This is a genomic window from Kocuria rhizosphaericola (assembly GCF_044462205.1).
Lineage (GTDB): Bacteria > Actinomycetota > Actinomycetes > Actinomycetales > Micrococcaceae > Kocuria > Kocuria rhizosphaericola.
The window spans coordinates 1-14,414 of the sequence record NZ_JBISWK010000154.1 but is presented as its reverse complement, the minus strand read 5'-3'; the positions used below and the strand labels follow the sequence as shown (position 1 = coordinate 14,414).

Annotated in this window: 13 protein-coding genes; 1 reads left to right on the top strand and 12 read right to left on the bottom strand. The window is 72.3% G+C overall.

Annotated features, from left to right (window positions below; genetic code table 11):
- Nucleotides 1-25: 25 nt before the first annotated feature.
- From ACH9D2_RS15620 to ACH9D2_RS15600, 5 genes are all read right to left on the bottom strand, one after another.
- Nucleotides 26-223 carry a Flp family type IVb pilin gene (locus ACH9D2_RS15620; protein ID WP_396363739.1) on the bottom strand — a complete coding sequence of 66 codons (198 nt, stop codon included), beginning with the start codon at nt 221-223 and terminating at the stop codon, nt 26-28.
- A gap of 245 nt (nt 224-468) precedes the next feature.
- Nucleotides 469-1,155: a prepilin peptidase gene (locus tag ACH9D2_RS15615; RefSeq protein ID WP_396363740.1), complete on the bottom strand. Its 687-nt coding sequence runs from the start codon at nt 1,153-1,155 to the stop codon at nt 469-471.
- 295 nt (nt 1,156-1,450) lie between these two features.
- Complete coding sequence (locus ACH9D2_RS15610) at nt 1,451-3,268, bottom strand: hypothetical protein (protein WP_396363738.1); 1,818 nt, start codon at nt 3,266-3,268, stop codon at nt 1,451-1,453.
- A gap of 90 nt (nt 3,269-3,358) precedes the next feature.
- Nucleotides 3,359-4,549, bottom strand: coding sequence for a nucleotide disphospho-sugar-binding domain-containing protein (locus tag ACH9D2_RS15605; protein WP_396363737.1), 1,191 nt, complete (start codon nt 4,547-4,549; stop codon nt 3,359-3,361).
- Nucleotides 4,550-4,652: 103 nt separating this feature from the next.
- Nucleotides 4,653-5,237, bottom strand: coding sequence for a CGNR zinc finger domain-containing protein (locus ACH9D2_RS15600; RefSeq protein WP_396363736.1), 585 nt, complete (start codon nt 5,235-5,237; stop codon nt 4,653-4,655).
- An 87-nt stretch (nt 5,238-5,324) separates the two neighbouring features.
- Between ACH9D2_RS15600 and ACH9D2_RS15595 the strand changes: the two genes are divergently transcribed.
- Nucleotides 5,325-5,540, top strand: coding sequence for a hypothetical protein (locus ACH9D2_RS15595; RefSeq protein ID WP_396363735.1), 216 nt, complete (start codon nt 5,325-5,327; stop codon nt 5,538-5,540).
- 167 nt (nt 5,541-5,707) lie between these two features.
- On the opposite strand, the gene ACH9D2_RS15590 is transcribed toward ACH9D2_RS15595, so the two are convergent.
- The 7 genes from ACH9D2_RS15590 to ACH9D2_RS15560 all read right to left on the bottom strand — a co-directional run bounded on the left by ACH9D2_RS15590 (nt 5,708) and on the right by ACH9D2_RS15560 (nt 14,394).
- Entirely contained in the window at nt 5,708-6,880 is a 1,173-nt protein-coding gene (locus tag ACH9D2_RS15590) for an acetyl-CoA C-acyltransferase (RefSeq protein WP_396363734.1), read from the bottom strand.
- Nucleotides 6,855-8,264: an AMP-binding protein gene (locus ACH9D2_RS15585; RefSeq protein WP_396363733.1), complete on the bottom strand. Its 1,410-nt coding sequence runs from the start codon at nt 8,262-8,264 to the stop codon at nt 6,855-6,857. Before ACH9D2_RS15585 ends, ACH9D2_RS15590 begins: the two co-directional genes overlap by 26 nt.
- A 63-nt stretch (nt 8,265-8,327) precedes the next feature.
- Nucleotides 8,328-8,942, bottom strand: coding sequence for a biotin transporter BioY (locus ACH9D2_RS15580; protein WP_396363732.1), 615 nt, complete (start codon nt 8,940-8,942; stop codon nt 8,328-8,330).
- Between the two features lie 84 nt (nt 8,943-9,026).
- Nucleotides 9,027-9,653 carry an energy-coupling factor transporter transmembrane component T family protein gene (locus ACH9D2_RS15575; RefSeq protein WP_396363731.1) on the bottom strand — a complete coding sequence of 209 codons (627 nt, stop codon included), beginning with the start codon at nt 9,651-9,653 and terminating at the stop codon, nt 9,027-9,029.
- Nucleotides 9,650-10,402 carry an energy-coupling factor ABC transporter ATP-binding protein gene (locus ACH9D2_RS15570; RefSeq protein ID WP_396363730.1) on the bottom strand — a complete coding sequence of 251 codons (753 nt, stop codon included), beginning with the start codon at nt 10,400-10,402 and terminating at the stop codon, nt 9,650-9,652. The genes ACH9D2_RS15575 and ACH9D2_RS15570 overlap by 4 nt, the downstream gene beginning before the upstream one ends.
- A 131-nt stretch (nt 10,403-10,533) precedes the next feature.
- Entirely contained in the window at nt 10,534-10,875 is a 342-nt protein-coding gene (locus tag ACH9D2_RS15565) for a CHY zinc finger protein (RefSeq protein ID WP_396363729.1), read from the bottom strand.
- Between the two features lie 63 nt (nt 10,876-10,938).
- Nucleotides 10,939-14,394 (bottom strand): pyruvate carboxylase, encoded by a 3,456-nt coding sequence (locus tag ACH9D2_RS15560; RefSeq protein ID WP_396363728.1) that lies wholly within the window; start codon nt 14,392-14,394, stop codon nt 10,939-10,941.
- Nucleotides 14,395-14,414: the final 20 nt, after the last annotated feature.

Here is a 14,414-nt window from a genome sequence, read left to right as displayed (position 1 = left end):
CCGCGGCCCGTTGTAGACCCTGAGATCAGGGAAGCTGGGCGATGATGTTGTTCATCATGGTCGTGAAGGCCGGCCCGAGCAGCACGATGGCCACGATGAGCACCATCGAGACGAGGCCGATGAGCAGGCCGTACTCGACGGCGGTGGCGCCCTTCTCCTCGCCGGAGAGGCGGGCCTTGGCGTCGCCGAAGAGAGTCTGGAGGGTGATGAAGAGAGGCAGCATGAGAAAGCTCCTTAGCAGAACAGAGAAATGGTGGAGTGGGTCTTCAGCTGTTTCCGACACTGCCTGCGAGAGGCTCCCCGTACCGGGCTACTGACCTGTAATCAGAATAGACTTTGCTCGAGCAAAGGAACAACCATTCGAGTACATGCACTTTGGGGGACGTCAAAGAGAGACGTAATGCCTAGTGGCAACCCGCATTCATCTGCATGGGCCGATGCCGCACCGCGATTGTCCCCCGAACGGCGTCAGTACAGCCCTGGCAGCAGGTACTCCCGCGCCAGCAGCTCCCCCCAGACGACGGCCACCAGGGCGCCGGCGAGCATCGACGGGCCGAACGGGACGTCGCTGCGCAGTCCGCCGCGCCGGGACGCCAGCACGGCGAGACCCACCACCATGCCAACCACGGAGGCCAGCACCGCCCCGACGAACAGAGCCCCCCACCCCTGGAACCCGAGGAACAGCCCGAGCACGGCGGCGAGCTTCACATCGCCCATGCCGAGTCCGGCCGGCGAGACGAGCGCCAGGACGAGATAGAGGACGAACAGCACGAGAGCGCCCAGCACGGCGCGCAGCAGTGCGCTCCAGGCGTTCTCCCCGGCGGCGGCGAGCGCGAGCAACACGAAGCCGATGCCCAGCGCCGGCAGCACCACGGCGTTGGGCAGAAGGTGGTGGCGCAGGTCGATCACCGTGAGCACCACGGCGACCACCGCGAAGAAGAGATACGCCGGGAGCTGCCAGCTGAGCCCGAAGAACGCGGCCACGATGACGAAGAGCGCCGCCGTGGCGACCACCAGGAGCGGTCGGGACGGCGCGGAGGTGGGCTCGTCCGTGACACGGCTGTACCGCAGGACGACGCGGGGCAGGAACCATCCCACGACAGCGCCGGCGAAACCGGCGGCCAGCACCAGGAAAAGAGGCGCCGGTCCGAGCATGGGCTCCACGCGAGCGTCCCTCCGGTTCGTGGGCGCTTCGACTGACGCCCTGGTGAATGGTTGTCCCCCATTCGGGGTTCCCGTACGGGACAGAGACTAACCGAGCGGACGACCTTTTCAGTGTTCAAGCACGTCAACCAGCATTTCCAGAATGCACGGCCTCCAGGTCAAGACCTTTCTGGCCGAAGTCAACGGAAATTGCCATCCACAAGAATTCGGGATTGACGACCCGGCTCATTTGGGCTTCGACAGCGGTTTTTCTCAGGAATCGGAGTTCTTGAATGGACCGCTTGAATCAGTTGACGAGCCAGGACAGGAACAGCGGGACGAGCACGCATCCGAGCGCCATGGCCACGACGACCACTCCCAGCACCAGCTGTTCCCGGCGTGCCGCGGCGGCACCGGAGAGCTCCAGCGGCGGGCGGGGGCCGAACTCCCAGTCGAGGGCATCCTTCTCCCAGCGGGTGCCGGCCAGCTCCTCGGCGCCGCTCAGCAGGCGCAGGCGCTCGGAGGTGTCCACGTCCTTGCCGCTGCTGCGCGCGCCGAGCGGGGGCAGCGCCCAGGTGTGCCGCAGGCCCTGCAGGAGTGCGAGCACCGCCTCCAGTGGTTTGTTCTCGAGGTAGCTGTGCCGGGTCCAGGCCACCTTCGCCCGCTCGAGCGGAAGACCGAGCACCACCTCGGCTCCATCTCTGCGGACTCCGAAGACCACCCGGTGCGCTCGCCGGCGGGGGGTCCCGGGCGGATCCTCCGGCGCCATGATCTGCCGGACGTGCAACCAGTGGAACGCCGCGACGACACGGGGACGGACGCCGCGGCCCAGGAACAGCACGCCGTTGCGCTCGACCACCACGGTGACGAGCCGCGGAAGACCAGCGTGCCGGGCCTCGGCGAAGAGGTCCGGGCGCAGCGTGCGCAGGGCGCGCAGGAACTGCGCGTCCCGCCGGCCCTGCAGCACCGTGTACATGCTGAGCCCCTCGGCGGCCCGGAAGAAGGCCTGCGCCCGGGAGTCGAGCAGGGCGGCCAGGGCAGCGCCGGCGACGGCCCCCATCAGGCCGGCGAGCACGAAGAGCCGGCCGGAGAGCTCGAGTGAGGCCGCCCTCGCCGACCACCAGAGGATCGCGATCGCGGCGACCGCCAGAACCGTCCCCAGCAGAGCCCTGCGCTCGCGCACCCGGAACGTCCAGCTCCTGCGGGAGAGGTGCTGCTGTTCGGCCTCCCCCGCGGTCCGGGGCCGCCCCGGGCGCCGGGAGACGACGAAGGACGTCCGCGCCGTGTCCTCCCGCCCGGCGGTGGCCGGAGGCTGCCGTCGGACGGTGTCCCCCGCGGGTCCCCAGGTGGAGTAGGCACTGCTCATCGCCGGCAACCGGTCCCGGAGCTTCGAGAGCTCGGCTCGCAAGCGGTCTCCGTCGAGGTCCGTGGGCGAGATCCCGAAGGTGTCCAGCCGCCCGCGCGCCGCCATGGCCACGAGCTTGTCGGGGGCTGGCCGGGATCGCAGGAGGTGCCTGGCGAAGGGAGTGGTCATGAAGTGGCAGGCGTCGAGGGCGTCCGCGTAGGCGTCGACCCCGGAGTAGCCCATGGACGCGGTGATGTGCGCGGAGGTCCTGCTGAGCTGCACCGTCGCGAAGGACGCCGCGACGTCGAGCAGCAGGAAGACGCTCGAGGCCCCGTACTCGACGAACCCCGTCTCCGCGAGGCTGTCGTTCGGGGGCAGCCCGAGAGCGCCCTGCACCCTTCGCACGGCCCGGTCGAACATCGTGCTGCCGTGGGCGATCCGGGTCTCCCGGAAGACCAGGGTGTCCAGCAGCCGGGCCCGCAGCTGCGGGACCGGCGTGCTCGGAGGGTACCGGGAGGCGGGGAACGCCGCGGCGTAGCGCGTGCCGAGAAAGGCGGCGAGGCCACCGCGCTCTCCCCCGACCGGCCCGGTGATCACGCTGTCGGGACGGGCGAGCTCACACTCGACCTCCCGCAGCGTCCGGAGGTCGAGCTCCCCGAGGAACCCGAGGGCGTGCTCCAGCTCCTGAGCCCCGTCGGTTCCGTCCCGGGCGTGGGCGCGGGCCACGCCGCTCAGCCGTTCCACCACTGTGTTGCGCTCTGCCTGCTCGTCGCCGCCCATGCGTGTCCTTGCTGCTCGTCACACCGGGCAGGACGCCTGGCAACCAACGGTTCTCGAACGCAAACTACACTGCCCGGCGCCTTCCGGAGGTCAACAGGACGCGAGCACGGACAGCGCCGTCTGCAGGCCGTGCTCTTTCCGCACTTCTTGGCCCACCTGCTCCGCGGCGGACCGACACCTCAGGGCGTCGTCGATCGCCGCGGTGAGCCGCTCCACGGTCAGCTTCTTCTGCGGGATCGGCGCGGCCGCGAGCCCGAGCCGGTGGAGCTGCCGGCCCCAGAACGGCTGGTCGGCGAGGAAGGGCACCACCACGTGCGGGACGCCGGCCCGAGCCACGGTGTGCACGGTCCCGGCCCCGCCGTGGTGGACGGCGAGCGCGGCGCCGGGCAGCACCGCGTCGAGCGGCAGCGACGGCACGGCCAGTACGTCGTCGCCCCGGAGCTCGTCCGGCAGGGCGAGCCCGCCCCAGCCGGTGAGCAGCAGGGTGCGCAGGCCGTGGGCGCGGGCGCTCTCGACCACCGCCCTCCCCCGCGCCTGCGGGTCCCCGGACGCCATGGAGCCGAAGGTCGCCACCAGGTGCGGCCCGCCCCGGAGGAACTCGAGCACGGCGAGATCGGGCTCCGGCGCGGGGGCGTCGGGGTGCCACGACCCGGTGAGGTGCACCGTGGCCGGCCAGTCGTCCGGGCGCGGCAGCAGCTGCGGGCTGATCGGCAGCAGGGTTGCCGCAGAGGCGAAGACGGAGGCCGGCACGCCACCGGGCAGCTGGGCGCACGCCCGCTCGATGTCGCGGCGGAACATCCGTTCGGCACCCCTGGCGGCCGCGTAGGTGGCGCGGTTGAACCGGCCGAGGTCCCGGTTCACCACGCCGGGCGCCGGGAACAGCCGGGTGGGGGTGAGCACGGGAACGGCCTCCACCACCACGTGCGGGATGCCCAGGGCGTCCGCCACGGCCGGGGCCGTGAGCACCTTGGCGTGGCGGACCACGATGTCCGGCTCGAAGGCGAGCGTCTCGCGCACGGCGGCGGCCAGCATGCGGCGCATGCCGGGGCCCACCTCGGTGCGGAAGTGCCGCACGGCCGTCCACGGAGAGATGCCGTGCGCCTGGACCAGCTGGTGGAAGTCCACCTCCAGGCTGACGGTGTCGAGCCCGGACAGGTCCACACCGGAGTTGTCGGGCACGCCCAGCCGGACTTCGTGCCCGCGGTCGGCGGCACAGCGGGCCAGAGCGGCGAAGGGCTCCACGTCGCCGCGGGTGCCGGACGTCAGCAGCATCATCCTCATGCCCACAGTGTGCCCCTCCTCACCCGCCATGGCTCGTGCCTTCCGGGGTGAAGCGCACGACGACGACGCCTGCCCGCCGCGCCGGCCGGTCAGCCGGGCCGGCTCACGCCGCGTCGCCGGAATCCGGGCGGCCGACCGTGTCACCCGCCTGGCGCCGGCGATAGGCGGTCATGTTGGTGCGGTTGGCGCAGCGCTGGCTGCAGAAGCGCTTGGAGCGGTTGCGGGAGAGGTCCAGGAGCACTCCGTCGCAGTCCTCGGCCCCGCACTCCCGCAGCCGGTCCGTCTCGTCGGCGCGGATCACGTCCACGAGGGCGAACGCCGTCTCGAGACGCAGACGGGCCGCCAAGGGGGCGTGCGAGGGCGAGGCGTGCAGGTGCCAGTCCTTCCCGTCGTGCCGGACGAGGTGCGGTGCGAGCTCTTCCGTGTCGAGCACGGCGTTGACCGCCGCCACCATGGCATCCCGGTCCAGGGCCCAGACCCGCCGCAGGTCACGGCGCACCTCGAGCACCTCGGCGAGCTCCTGCTCGTCGCGGTCGAAGCGCCCCGACCAGCCGTGCTCCTCCAGGAGGTCCCGCAGCTGCGCGGTGGTCACCAGTTCCTCCTCCCCGGAGCGCGACGCCCCGGGGGCGGTGTTGATGAGCGCCGCGTCGAACTCGAGAACATCCTCGGTGTCATAGGCAAAATGCACTTGACTGCTTATCCTTTCGAGGGCTAGCGTGAGTGTCGTCAACAGTTTAGGCCCTTACGCGACGATGGTCGCGAGAAGGAGCTCCCCATGGTCGGCGGACTCTACCTCCTGGCGCTGCTCGTCGTCTTCGCCACCGTGGGCCGGCAGTCCGTCCCGAAGCGGGAGCGCGCGGCCCTGCCCAGCTGGACGCTGCGGGACCTGTACTACAACGTGCGGCGCGGGCTGACGGTGCTCGGCGAGCACGGGCCGACCTACCCGGCGCTGGAGGACACCGAGCGGCCGCTCGACCCGCGGACGCACTGACCCGGCCGACATGCGCGCGGAGCGGCTCTCAACCGGGAGAGCGCTGGCAGCCGCAGCCGGTTCCGCTCCGACCGGTGCGGAACCCCGACCGCGCCGAGCGGAACGGCCCGCTGGGGAGGCGACGACCGGCCGGCACGGACCCGCCGGCTCGGGCCGAGGCCCTGCGTTCAGAGTCCGACCTTCTCGAACAGGGCCGCCGTGCCGATGCCGCCGGCGGAGCTGATCATCGCCAGCACCAGGCTCCCCTCGGGCAGGTCCCGGGACCTGGCGAGCAGCCGGACCACGGACACCGCCCCCGAGGCGCCGTAGGCGTGGCCCAGGGCCAGGGCGCCGCCCTCGGCGTTGAGGACCTGCTCGTCGAGTCCCAGGAGGTCGACGCAGGCCAGCACCTGCCCGGCGAAGGCCTCGTTGAACTCGACCGCCGCCAGCTGGTCCACGGCCACGCCCTGCTCGTGCAGCAGGTCCCGGGCGGCCACGGCCGCGCCGATGCCCAGCCGCGCCGGATCCACCCCGACCGTGGCCGCGCCGCGGAAGGCCAGTCCCGCCGGGAAGCCCAGGACCCGCGCCGTGGCCGGGTCCGTGACGAGCACGGCGGCCGCGCCGTCCGCGTCCGGACAGGAGTTCCCGGCCGTGACCGTCCCCCCGGTCGCGAACACGGGTGGGAAGCGCGCCATCAGCCCGGCGGTCATCGTCCTGCGCGGTCCGTTGTCGGCCCGCACCTCCCCGCGCGGCCCGGCCACCGGCACCAGCTCGCCCTGGTACCGCCCCGTCTCCGCGGCAGCCAGCGCCCGCTGGTGGCTGCGCAGGGCGTAGCCGTCCTGCCGTTCCCGGTCGATCCCGTGCTCGCGGGCGACGGTCTCGGCGGCCTCGCCCATGTCGGGGTCGCCCAGGTGCTCCGGGGCGAACTGGGCGCGGCGGTAGAACTCGACTCCGCCGTCCTCCCGTCGTCGTCCGCGCAGCGGGGCGGTGCTGATGCTCTCCGCCCCGCCGGCGAGGAAGGCCCGCCCGGCCCCGGCCTGGGCGAGCCGGCAGGCCAGCACCACGGCGTCCAGGCCCGAGCCGCACTGCCGGTCCACCGTCAGGCCCGGCACGGACAGCGGCAGGCCGGCTTCCAGGGCTACGAGCCGGGCGAGGTTGCCCCCGGCGCCGACCGCGTTGCCGACCACGACGTCGGCGAGCCGTCCCTGGTCCAGGCCGGAGTCCTCCAGCAGGGAGCGGAACACCGGGGCCAGCAACCGGTGCACGGGCACGCCGTCGAGCAGGGTCCCGGCCCGCGCCAGCGGGGTGCGCCGGCCCAGCACCAGCACGGGGGCATCAGCCGAGGGGACGGACACGGGCATCTCCTTCGAGGATCCAGCCGCGGAACACCGCGCGGTTGAATTTGCCGGCCTCGGTGAGGGGCAGCTCCTGCAGCTCCACGTACTGCTGCGGACGCTTGGCCGGGGCCAGCCGCCCCTGCAGGGCGGTCCGGATCCGCAGCTGGTCCGGCCGGTCGTGGGCGGGAAGGATCCCGGCCACGATCCGCTGGCCGCGGGCGTCGTCGGGCACCCCGGTCACGACGACGTCGGCCACTCCGGGCACCGCGGCCAGCGCCGCCTCGACCTCGTGGGGATAGACGTTGAGCCCACCGGTGTTGATCATCTCGGACACCCTGCCCAGCACGTGCAGCTGCCCGTTCCGCAGGAAACCCTGGTCTCGCACCGTGGCGAAGCCGCCCAGGCCGGTGAAGGCCTGACCGTCGTCGCCCCAGAGATAGCCGTCGCAGACCAGGTCCGAGCGGACACCGATGGTCCCGGGTTCGCCCTCGGGCACCGGGCGGCCGTCGCCGTCCAGGACGGCGAGCTCCACGCCGGGGAACGGAACCCCCACCGAGGTCCCGGACTCCCCGGTGAGCTCCTCGGCGGCCTCGCCCGGACGGTGGCAGCGGGAGGCGACGAAGCCGAGCTCGGCCGCACCGTAGTACTCCCAGATCCTGGCGCTCGGGGCCCACCGGCGCGCGGCCTCGAGGGTCCTGGGGTCCAGCTTCTGCCCCGCGCACACGATCGCCGTCACCCCGCTCGCACCGGTCCCGCCGGCCAGGCCCCGCTCGGCGAGGACCCGCAGCATCGCGGGCACGAGCACCAGACGAGTGATACCGCGGGCGGTGATCGCCGCCTGAGCGGCCGCGACGTCGAAGCCCGGCAGGGTACAGAAGCCGGCCCCGGCGTACAGGCACTCGGAGAGGGCGTAGAGGTTCAGGCTGGCCGAGAGCGGGCCGGGTGCCAGCACGCGGTCCTCCCGGCGCAGACCGAAGTGGTCGATCGAGGCCTCGAAGGACCGCTGCCAGGAGCCGCGGCTGCGGCTGAAGCCCTTGGGCAGGGCGGTGGTGCCCGAGGTCAGCCCGATCAGGAACGCCGAGTCCGGGTCACCGTCGCGCAACTGCGCCGGCGTCGAAGCCACGGGGAGCCGTGCCGCGCAGCGCTCCTGCACTTGCTCGGCGACCTCCTCCGGCCAGGAGGGGTCGATGACGGCGCATTCGCGGTCCTCGGTCACTCCCGCGGCCCACCGGACGGCGAAGCCCGCGCCGTTGCCCTGCCGCAGGATCCCCGTGGGCGCGCCCGAGGCGGCCAGGGCGGCGGCCTCGGTGTGCAGCTCCCGCCAGCTCAGCTCCTCGGTCCCGCAGGCGACGGCGAGCTCCTGCGGGCGCTCGACGGCCCAGCGGGTCACGCGGTCCAGAAAGGGCATGTCCTCGTCCTCGGTGCTGAGTTCTCTCGTCGCCGCGGGTGCGGCCCGGGAGCTCTCCGGCTGTCAGCGGGCGGCGGCCGGCACGCCGCCCAGGAGGCGGCGGTAGCTGCGGTGGACGTTGATCGCGGCCAGTGTGGCCACGACCGCCTTGAGCAGGTCCCCGGGAACGAACACGAGCGAGCCCAGGGCGGAGGTGGACAGCGGCAGCCCGGTGACCACGGCCGTCCAGGGGATGCCGAAGGCGTAGATCACCACGATGCCGCCCACGACCACGCTCAGCAGCACCGCGGCGAAGCGGGTAGTACGGCCGGTGCGCCGGATCGCCCAGTACTTCACCAGCACCCCGATGACCAGGGCCGCGGCGATCCAGCCCACGAGGTAGCCGCCGGTCGGGCCCAGGAACACCCCGAGCCCGCCCCGGCCCCCGGCCAGCAGGGGCAGACCGGCCAGCACCAGGGCGTGCAGGACGACGACGGAGAGCATGCCGCGGACCGGCCCGAGCAGCGCCCCGGCGAGCATCACCCCGAGGGTCTGCAGCGTGATGGGCACCGGGATGATCCCGACCGTGATCGGCGGCACCAGGCCCAGGGCTGCGATCAGGGCGGCGAACACCGCCACGAGCACGGTGTTCTGGGTGGTCTGGGAGGTGTCGGTGGTCCGGGTGGTCGTGGTGGCCATGGGGGTCCTTCGGTCAGGGCTGAGCGGGTGGGCTCGAACGGGCATGCGGTGGAACTGACGGGGGTGGAACGGACAGGGCAGGGATCAGTCGGTGGCAGGGGCGCGGCGCCGCGGTGGTGGGGTGGAGTCGTAGCAGCGGGCGTCGAGGGCGGCGGCGATCTGCTGGGCCGACTCCAGGGACCGCACCAGCAGGGGCACCAGCACGGCCAGAGGGCTGTTGTGGAGCCCCCGGGCGAACTGTGCCTCCCGGACCTCGAGGTACTGGCTGCGGATCTGCGGGATGAACCGGATCGTCATCGACAGGGCCAGGCTCATCTGCGCCGGGTTCAGCCCCAGGTGCCGGGTCGGGGCCAGCAGCCGCTCGAACAGGGTGAGCATCTCGCTGAACGTGGTGGACAGGCTCACCGCGTAGGCGAACAGGCAGAGGCTGAGCAGCCGCAGGGCCGAGACCGCTGCTGCTTCCCAGGTCGTGGTGAACCCCAGGGTGAGGAAGACGATCCCGACGATGACGACCAGGCCCAGCAGCATCCGCACCAGGCGGGCGACCGGGGTGCGGGTGAGCACCGCGGCGGCCGAGGCCAGGACGAAGACCGCGACCTGCACACCCAGGTGCGTCACGGCGTAGATGCCGAGGCTGGCCCCGAACAGGAACGCGAACTTGTACCCGGCCGGGATCCGGGTCAGCGGACCGGTGCGCTGCGGACCGGTCATCGGTCGCTGATCTCGCAGTAGATCTCCACAGCCTCGGCGGGGGCGCCGTCGAAGGCGATCCGGCCCTCGTGCACCACCAGGACCCGCTGGTAGCCGCCGATCAGGTCCAGGTCGTGGGTCACCACGATCGCCTGCTGGTCGAGGTCGTCGATGGTGGCCTGCAGTCGGCGCCGGTTGCGCCGGTCCAGCATGGTGGTCGGTTCGTCGAAGACGATCGTGGTCGGCTCCATGACCAGCACCGAGGCCAGGGCCACCATCTGCTTCTCGCCCCCGGACAGCGCGTGGGACTCCCGCTCGGCCAGGTGGGCGATGCCCAGCCGGTCCAGGACCCCGTCCACCCTCACGGTGAGGTCGGCTCCGCGCAGGCCCAGGTTCTTCGCCCCGAAGGCGAGGTCCTCGGCCACCAGGGGCATCACGATCTGGTTCTCGGGGTTCTGGAACACGAAGCCGACCTGCCGCCGGATGAGCTTGGCGTCCTGGGCGGTGCTCATTCCGCCCACCTGCACCGTGCCGCGAGTGGGCAGCAGCAGACCGTTGAGCAGGCGCACCAGGGTGGACTTGCCCGAGCCGTTGAGCCCGATCACCGCGATGCGGTGCTCGTCCAGCGACAGATCCACGTCCTTGAGGACGTCCTGCTCCTCCCGGGTGACCGTGACACCGCTCAGCCGGATGCCCGGGGGACCGGGCGGAGGCGGGGCGGAGGGCTCGCCACGGCGCGACCGGTCCCACAGCGGATGCTTGATCGACACCGTGCGGGCTCTCCTTTCCTCGTCGCGCTCACCGACGCGGGCCGCTGCCGCGCCAGGTTCCAGCGCACCCCGGAGTCCGTGCTCCACTCCAAAGGTGCCCCAGGCCCGAAGTGCCCCGGGCCCGGGATGCCTCAGTCCCGAGGCGCCGGTTCGAAGTACAGCTCGGTGTGCAGGCGGCACCCCGGGTTGAACTCTGCCCCGCACTGCGGGCAGCCGTCCACCGTCAGGTACTCGTGCACGGAGAGCTCGGTCCTGCAGACCCCGCAGAGCACGGCCGCGGCGTCGTGCTCGGCGGCCGGCCACTGCGCCGCCGGATGGCCGGCGGTCTCCTCGTGGCACAGATGACAAGGGTAGTACTCCCGGCAGCACCAGAACCTGATCGCGACCACGTCCAGCGGCGTGCGGTAGTGCACGCAGCGCGTCTGCTCGTCGACGGGACGGCCCAGGATCTCCTGCATCGCGGTCCTTTCCATGACGCTCCGTGACACGCGGGCCCCGGGGCCTCCCACGGGGAGGACCCGGGGCCCGCGATCGGTTCAGTCCTCGGTGGTGTCGAGCACCAGGAGGAGGTCGCCGCCGGTGACCTGGGCGACGCCCTTCAGGGCGACGCGGGCGACGGTGCCGCCGGTGGGGGCGGTGATGGAGGCCTCCATCTTCATGGCCTCGATGGTCGCGACCTGTCCGCCGGCCTCCACGGTGTCGCCCTCGGCCACCGTCACGGTCACCGCCCCGGCGAAGGGGGCGGCCACGTGGCCGGGGTCGGCGGGGTCGGCCTTCTCGGTCTCGGGCACGGCCGAGGCGACCGAGGTGTCGCGGACCTCGATCATGCGCGGCTGGCCGTTGAGGGTGAGCATCACGGTGCGCATGCCCTTGTCGTCGGCCTCCGAGATCGCCTGCAGGGTGACCAGCAGACGCACGCCCTTGCCCAGGGAGATCACGTGCTCGTGCTCGGTGGTGAGCCCGTAGAGGAAGTCCCGGGTGTGCAGCACGGACACGTCGCCGTACTTGGCCCGGCCGGCCTCGTACTCGCGGGTGGGACCGGCGAAGAGCAGCCGGTTCAGCGTGGCCCGCCGCGTGTCGGAGTCCTCGGCGAGCGCCTGCTGGTCCTCGGCCGACAGCTCGGTGACCCCGACCCTGACGTTGCGCCCCTCCAGCGCCTTGGAGCGGAAGGGCTCCGGCCACCCTCCGGGGGGCGTGCCGAGCTCGCCGGCGAGGAAGCCGATCACGGAGTCCGGCAGGTCGAACCGTTGCGGATCAGCCTCGAACTCCGCCGGGTCCACGCCCATCCCCACGAGCTGCAGGGCGAGGTCGCCCACGACCTTGGAGGAGGGGGTGACCTTCACGAGGCGCCCGAGCATGGCGTTGGCGGCGGTGTACATGTCCTCGATCGCCTCGAAGCGCTCCCCCAGCCCCAGCGCGATGGCCTGCTGGCGCAGGTTCGACAGCTGCCCGCCGGGGATCTCGTGCCGGTACACCCGGCCCGTGGGGGCGGTGAGCCCGGACTCGAACGGGGAGTACATCGCCCGGATGACCTCCCAGTAGGGCTCCATCGCGGAGATCGCCTCCAGCGGGATGCCGGTGTCCCGCGGGGTGTGCTCCAGGGCCGCCACCAGCGCGGAGGCGGGCACCTGGGAGGTGGTGCCCGCCATCGAGGCGTCGGCCACGTCCACCGCGTCCACCCCGGCGGCGATCGCGGCCATCAGGGTCGCCAGCTGCCCGCCGGCGGTGTCGTGGGTGTGCAGGTGCACCGGCACCTCGAAGCGCTCCCGCAGCGCGGTCACCAGCTTCGCCGCGGCCATGGGCCGCAGGAGTCCGGCCATGTCCTTGATCGCCAGCACGTGCGCACCGGCCTCGACGCACTGGGCGGCGAGGTCCAGGTAGTAGTCCAGGGTGTAGAGCGTCTCACCGGGGTCGTTGAGATCACCCGTGTAGCACAGGGCGACCTCGGCCACCGCGGTGCCCGTCTTGCGCACGGCCTGGATGGCCGGGGCCATCTGCTCCACGTCGTTGAGCGCGTCGAAGATCCGGAAGATGTCCACCCCGGTCGCGGCGGCCTCGGCCACGAACGCGTCCGTCACCTCGGTCGGATACGGGGTGTAGCCCACCGTGTTGCGCCCGCGCAGCAGCATCTGGATCGGGATGTTGGGCATCGCCTCGCGCAGCAGAGCCAGCCGCTCCCACGGGTCCTCCCCCAGGAACCGCAGCGCCACGTCGTAGGTCGCCCCGCCCCAGGCCTCCACCGACAGCAGCTGCGGCAGCGTGTGCGCGTAGGCCGGGGCCGCCGCCAGCAGGTCACGGGTGCGCACCCTCGTGGCCAGCAGCGACTGATGGGCATCCCGGAACGTCGTGGAGGTCACCGCCACCGCCTGCTGCTCCCGCAGCGCCCTCGCGAAGCCCTCCGGGCCCAGGTCCTGCAGCTTCTGCCGCCAGCCCGCCGGGGGCTGGTGCTCCGAGGGCCCGTCGAACGGGGACCGCAGCGGCTCGTCCTGCTTGTCGCCCGGGTAGTGCGGCAGCTTGGTGCGCGGGTCGATGCCCTCCACCCGCTCCCCGTTGGGCCGGTTCACCGTGACCTCGGCCAGCCAGGTCAGCGCCTTCGTCGCCCGGTCCCCCGACGTCCTCGCGGCCAAGAGTTCCGGACGGGACTCGATGAAGTCGGTGGCCACCTCCCCGGCCAGGAACTGCGGATCCGCCAGCACCGCCTGCAGGAACCCGATGTTGGTGGCCACCCCGCGGATCCGGAACTCCGCCAGGGCGCGCTGGGACCGGTGCACCGCGGTCGCGTAGTCCCGGCCGCGGCAGATCAGCTTGACCAGCATCGAGTCGAAGTGCGGGGAGATCTCCGCCCCCGCGTACACCGTGCCGCTGTCGAGACGCACCCCGGCACCGCCGGCGGAGCGGTAGGCGGAGATCTTCCCGACGTCGGGGCGGAACCCGTTGGCCGGGTCCTCGGTGGTGATCCGGCACTGCAGGGCCGCACCCCGCACGGCCAAGGACTCCTGTGCGATCCCCAGGTCCGCCAGGGACTCCCCGGCCGCGATCCGCAGCTGCGAGGCCACCAGATCGACGTCGGTGATCTCCTCGGTGACGGTGTGCTCCACCTGGATGCGCGGGTTCATCTCGATGAACACGTGCTGACCGGCCCGCTCCCCGGCCGTGTCCACCAGGAACTCCACGGTCCCGGCGTTCACGTAGCCCAGCTCACGGGCGAACTTCACCGCGTCACGGTGCAGCGCCTGCCGGATCCCCTCGTCGAGGTTCGGCGCCGGGGCGATCTCGATCACCTTCTGGTGCCGGCGCTGCACCGAGCAGTCGCGCTCGAACAGGTGCACGATCTCCCCCGAGGCGTCCGCCAGGATCTGCACCTCGATGTGCCTCGGGCGCAGCACCGCCTGCTCCACGAACATCGTCGGATCCCCGAACGCCGTGTCGGCCTCGCGCATCGCCGCCGCCAGCGCCTCGGGCAGGGCCTCCGGGGTCTCCACCCGGCGCATGCCGCGGCCTCCGCCACCGGCGACCGCCTTGACGAACACCGGGAAGCCGATCCGCTCGGCCTCCCCCAGCAGGTACTCCACCTCCGAGGACGGCTCCGAGGAGTCCAGCGTCGGGATCCCCGCCCGCTTCGCGGCCTTCAGCGCCTCCACCTTGTTCCCGGCCAGCTCCAGGATCCCCGCCGCGGGACCCACGAACGCGATGCCCTCCGCCGCCGCGGCGCGGGCCAGGTCCGGGTTCTCCGACAGGAACCCGTAGCCGGGATAGATCGCGTCCGCCCCCGACTCCTTGGCCACCCGCACGATCTCCTCGACGTCGAGATAGGCCCGCACCGGGTGGCCCTCCTCCCCGATCCGGTACGCCTCGTCGGCCTTCTGCCGGTGGATCGAGTTGCGGTCCTCGTACGGGAACACCGCCACCGTCTTGGCCCCGAGCTCGTACGCGGCACGGAAGGCACGGATCGCGATCTCACCGCGATTGGCCACCAGGATCTTGGAGAACATCAACACCCGTTCCGCACCCG